The organism is Alteromonas profundi (assembly GCF_010500865.1).
In the GTDB taxonomy this organism is placed as follows: domain Bacteria; phylum Pseudomonadota; class Gammaproteobacteria; order Enterobacterales; family Alteromonadaceae; genus Alteromonas; species Alteromonas profundi.
On sequence record NZ_JAAAWN010000057.1, the window covers coordinates 1 to 4322 of the forward strand.

Annotated in this window: 2 protein-coding genes; one reads left to right on the forward strand and one right to left on the reverse strand. The window is 42.9% G+C overall.

The features are described 5' to 3' along the window. Positions 1–664: 664 nt before the first annotated feature. Positions 665–1888, reverse strand: coding sequence for an MFS transporter (locus GTH32_RS18880; RefSeq protein WP_163088723.1), 1224 nt, complete (start codon positions 1886–1888; stop codon positions 665–667). A gap of 278 nt (positions 1889–2166) precedes the next feature. Between GTH32_RS18880 and GTH32_RS18885 the strand changes: the two genes are divergently transcribed. After that, positions 2167–4116 (forward strand): alpha-amylase family protein, encoded by a 1950-nt coding sequence (locus GTH32_RS18885; RefSeq protein WP_163088719.1) that lies wholly within the window; start codon positions 2167–2169, stop codon positions 4114–4116. The last annotated feature ends 206 nt before the right edge of the window (positions 4117–4322 follow it).

Here is a 4322-nt window from a genome sequence, read left to right on the forward strand (position 1 = left end):
GAATCGTCGTTGTCGACACTCTTAACGAGTGCCCACACAGATTGTCTTGTCTAAATTGTTAAAGAACATAGTGCAGAATCATGACGCTTTTTGTCGTGACTTCTGCGCAAGGAGGACCAACATTACTTTCAGTTGATTCGTTTTCCTTGCTCACCGCGAAGCGCTTTGCTTCTTAGTGGCTCACCCTGTTCGAGTGAGGTGCGCATTATACGCTGGAAGCTTTCGTTGTCAACACTTTTTGAAAATTTATTTTCTGAAGCGTTTCTTCTAAACTCCCGTCTTTACTGACCTACAAAGGTAGTAGAGACTTACTTCAGGAGGGTTGCTGTTTTGCTTTTCCCCCGAAGCGGATGCGCATTGTAGGGATTTGAGCGCTGAGGTCAACAACTATTTTAAAAAAACTGTCATATTCCTTTTGTTTGCACAAAATCCCCTCACAATGCTTACAAAGCATACTGATTGCGGCAAAATATTGATTGTTAGCGGTAGGTACAAGTTTAATTATCCGCTATTCCACTAAAAACTTATCCGAAATGAGCGATTAATGGCACATCAACGATAACAATGAGGTTATCTAAGTGGGGTAGCTATGGCTACCGCCAGCTAAACTGGCGGCGCACGTGAAACTAGATTGCAGTTTTAAAGCGTCATCGAATGAGCTTGTCTAAGGGTTATTACCATATTCACTTGCTTCTAGCTGTGTCAATCGGCTTTGAGTAGGATTTTTAATATAGTTATATAGCAAGCCGAAAAATAAGATAAGCGCGAAAACGGTAGCGACCATGAACCCATATTTTGCGTCACCGCCATTAGCGTCACTAACTAGTCCCATAATAAAGGGGCCCGTAGCTGCTCCTGCCGCAGTGAAAAATAGAATAACGCCTGCTACGCTTCCATGTTGGTGTTTAGGAAAGCAACTTATCCCCTTGGAGTTAAAGGTAGGATAAATCACTGACATAAATATACCGCTTAAAGGGAATAGATAGAGGGCTACATGTTTCCCACCCCACAAACCTAGTGTAAAACAAACTACAATAGCACCGCTAAATAGCATAAGTACTAGTGCCCAATTAAAGTGGGTCATCATCCAAATACCAACGAAACGCCCTGCAGCACGAAGAATGAAAAAAGCCGTGACCGAATAAATAGCAAGCGTTTGGGTGACCCCACTACTATAACAGTCGTAGGTAGCGCGTAGCGAAGTGGCATCGCACACTAAGTAGCTCGGCATCCATACATAAATTGCGCTTTCTGCCGCAACATACAAAAAGGCGCCTACAGAGAACCCTAATGCATAAGGGTTCTTTACTAACCCTAAGCTGCGCCAAAATGAAACTTTTTCTCCGTTGCTATCATCGTTTCGTTTGTATGTAGGGTACTTCACTAGTAATGCGCCTATAATAAGAAAGGTACACACTCCCCCTGCAATAACATACAGCCACTGCCACGCAACCCCCTGGTGAATTAAGTAAGCGACAATTAGCGGCCCAATAATGGCGCCTACCCCAAAAAACGCCTCTGCACCATTCATTGTTGCTGTGTGTTGCTTAGTTGAAGTTGATATGTCACCAATTAACGCTAATGCACCTGTTTTGAAGACGCCCACCGCCACGCCGGATAAACTCATTAAGCTCACGATAAGAATAAAATCATTGGCAATCATAAAGCTGTAACACGCAGCCCCAAACAAAGCTAAGCCCAAAATAATTGTTGGCTTTCTTCCGAGTTTATCGGCTAAAAAGCCAAGAAATAACCCAGATAACGCAATGCCTAGCATGGGTAGCGAATGCATTAGGCTGGCTTGAGCATTAGTTACCGAGAAGGAAACCTTTACCTCCTTTATGATTTCGCCCACAGAATCAGATGTCATTGCGAACATCATAAACATTAGGTAGGTTAACCATCGAATTATACGGCTGTTCGGATCTTGTTGGGTCATTATTATTCTCGCATTCAACAGGTTACGGGCCTGAACCTCTCGACTACCTTAGCCCATTTAGAAAAATGCAACTAACCAATCGAATCATGGGCAAATTAGGTTGAAAAATTAACTTAATCGTTTAAGATGAAAGTTAACAGAATATGAAATCACTGTAAACCTATTAATTTTGAATGGTATCTACAGTGTTTAGCGGCAAGCCACCGCTGAAAGAATTGGAGTGAATTATGAGCTATGCTGCAAATAGCGCTACCTGTTTGGAGCGCATACTGAAAGCGGTTGATTTACAAGGGCTGTCTAAGAAAGATGCGGCGCTTTTTACTCGTCGTCTTCGTACGCATTTTCCTGCCCTTTTTGAAAAATACACTCATGTTTATGGGCATCAATACGATTGTTATTTTCATTTACAAAACTTAGTTGAAGTGCTGCGAGATGGGGTTAAGCGTCGCAAGCCAAGCCTTAAACAATTAGATGAGCAGCGTCTACGTAACCCGCTTTGGTATAAAAGCCCAAAAGAAGTCGGTATGGCGTGTTATGTCGATCTATTGGGCCCCGAGCTTAAAGACTTACACGACCGTATACCTTACTTTAAGGCCTTAGGTGTGACCTATTTGCATTTGATGCCGCTCTATAGCGCTCCTGAAGGAGATAGCGACGGCGGATATGCTGTGTCTGATTACCGAAAGGTTAACCCTAGCCTTGGTACTATGGCCGACTTGGAAATACTTTCTGAAGCGCTACAACGTGAAGGGATAAACCTGGTATTAGATTTTGTGTTTAATCACACTTCTGATGAGCATGCGTGGGCTAAAGCAGCGTTACAAGGCGATACCCAATACCAGAATTATTATTACCTGTTTGATGATAAATCTATCCCAGACCAATATGAAAAGTCGTTGAGAGAAATATTTCCCCAGGTTAGACGTGGGAACTTTACCTATAACGAAACGATGGAAAAATGGGTATGGACAACCTTCAACAGCTTTCAATGGGACTTGAACTACAGTAACCCTGAAGTTTTCAATGCCATTACTTCTGAAATGCTGTTTCTTGCCAATATTGGCTGCGCAGCCCTCCGCTTGGATGCATTGGCATTTATATGGAAGGAGATGGGAACGAATTGCGAAAACCAAGACAAAGCTCATACTTTGATTCAAGCCTTTAACTGCTGCCTACAGATTGTAGCGCCAGCCGTAGTGTTCAAATCTGAAGCGATTGTGCATCCTGATGAGGTGATGAAGTATATTGATAAGGAAGAATGCCAACTTTCTTATAACCCATTGCTAATGGCCCTTCTGTGGAATAGTTTAGCAACCCGTAAAACCCGACTGCTCACCCGTTCGATGCAAAAAAGCTTCACTATTTCGGACCAGTGTAGCTGGGTAAACTATGTTCGTTGTCATGATGATATAGGTTGGACCTTTGACGATGATGTGGCGCACGAACTCGGCATAAATCCCCATGACCACCGCTTTTTCTTAAATCAGTTTTTTACTGGTCGGTTCGAAGGAAGCTTCGCTAATGGTGTACCTTTTGCCGAAAATCCATCGAATGGGGATTGTCGCGTTTGTGGCTCATTAGCCTCTTTGTGCGGCTTAGAGGGTGCGCTCGCAGACAATGATAAAAGCAGAATAGATGATGCGATTAAACGTATGCTACTGCTATATGGAATTACATTTAGTATCGGCGGTATTCCCCTGCTTTACTCTAGCGATGAATTGGCAAAATTAAATGATTATAGTTATCGCAATGACGAAGCAAAGTGTCATGACGATCGTTGGGTTAACCGAATTGCAGTTACCAAAGAGGATACCCAACTTGCCTTAACAGCCCGTTCACAGATGCTGAACCAGGAACAACAGGCAAGCCTTAGAGTGTTCAAAGGGCTTCAGGCAATGATAAAAGTGAGGGGCGAGCGCGACGTATTCGGCGATGCCAAAACGCACATTATTGATACGGGTAACCCTCACTGTTTTGCGTTTTTACGGGCAAACAACAACGGTGAACGTCTATTAGTCATTTGCAATTTCAGTGAACATACGCAGCATATGCATAGCGATATTCTACGCAATCTAGATTCGGGGCAAACTAAAGAATTATTGACGAATCGAAATTTCGTTATAAATAGCGACGCCCTTTCTATTCCTCCTCTAGAGCAAGTTTGGCTCGCTAACTAATCCTTTCATGTTAATCCCGTGTCTTTTGTGGCTTCTAGCAAAAGATACGGGGAAACTATTTTTGTTTATTTTTTGAAGGTGACTTGTCCTGGAATAAGTTGACACTTATTTCGGTTAAAACGCCCGATGTATTTCATCGGGCGTTTTGTATTTTAGAGCCATATGTGGCCGCCTGCCATTGTATATTGCTACGGATTCGACAACCA

Excerpts from the sequence above, each read along its gene's own strand:
- GTH32_RS18885 (WP_163088719.1), top strand. The coding sequence starts at position 2,167 with ATGAGCTATGCTGCAAATAGCGCTACCTGTTTGGAGCGCATACTGAAA.
- GTH32_RS18880 (WP_163088723.1), bottom strand. The coding sequence starts at position 1,888 with ATGTTTATGATGTTCGCAATGACATCTGATTCTGTGGGCGAAATCATA.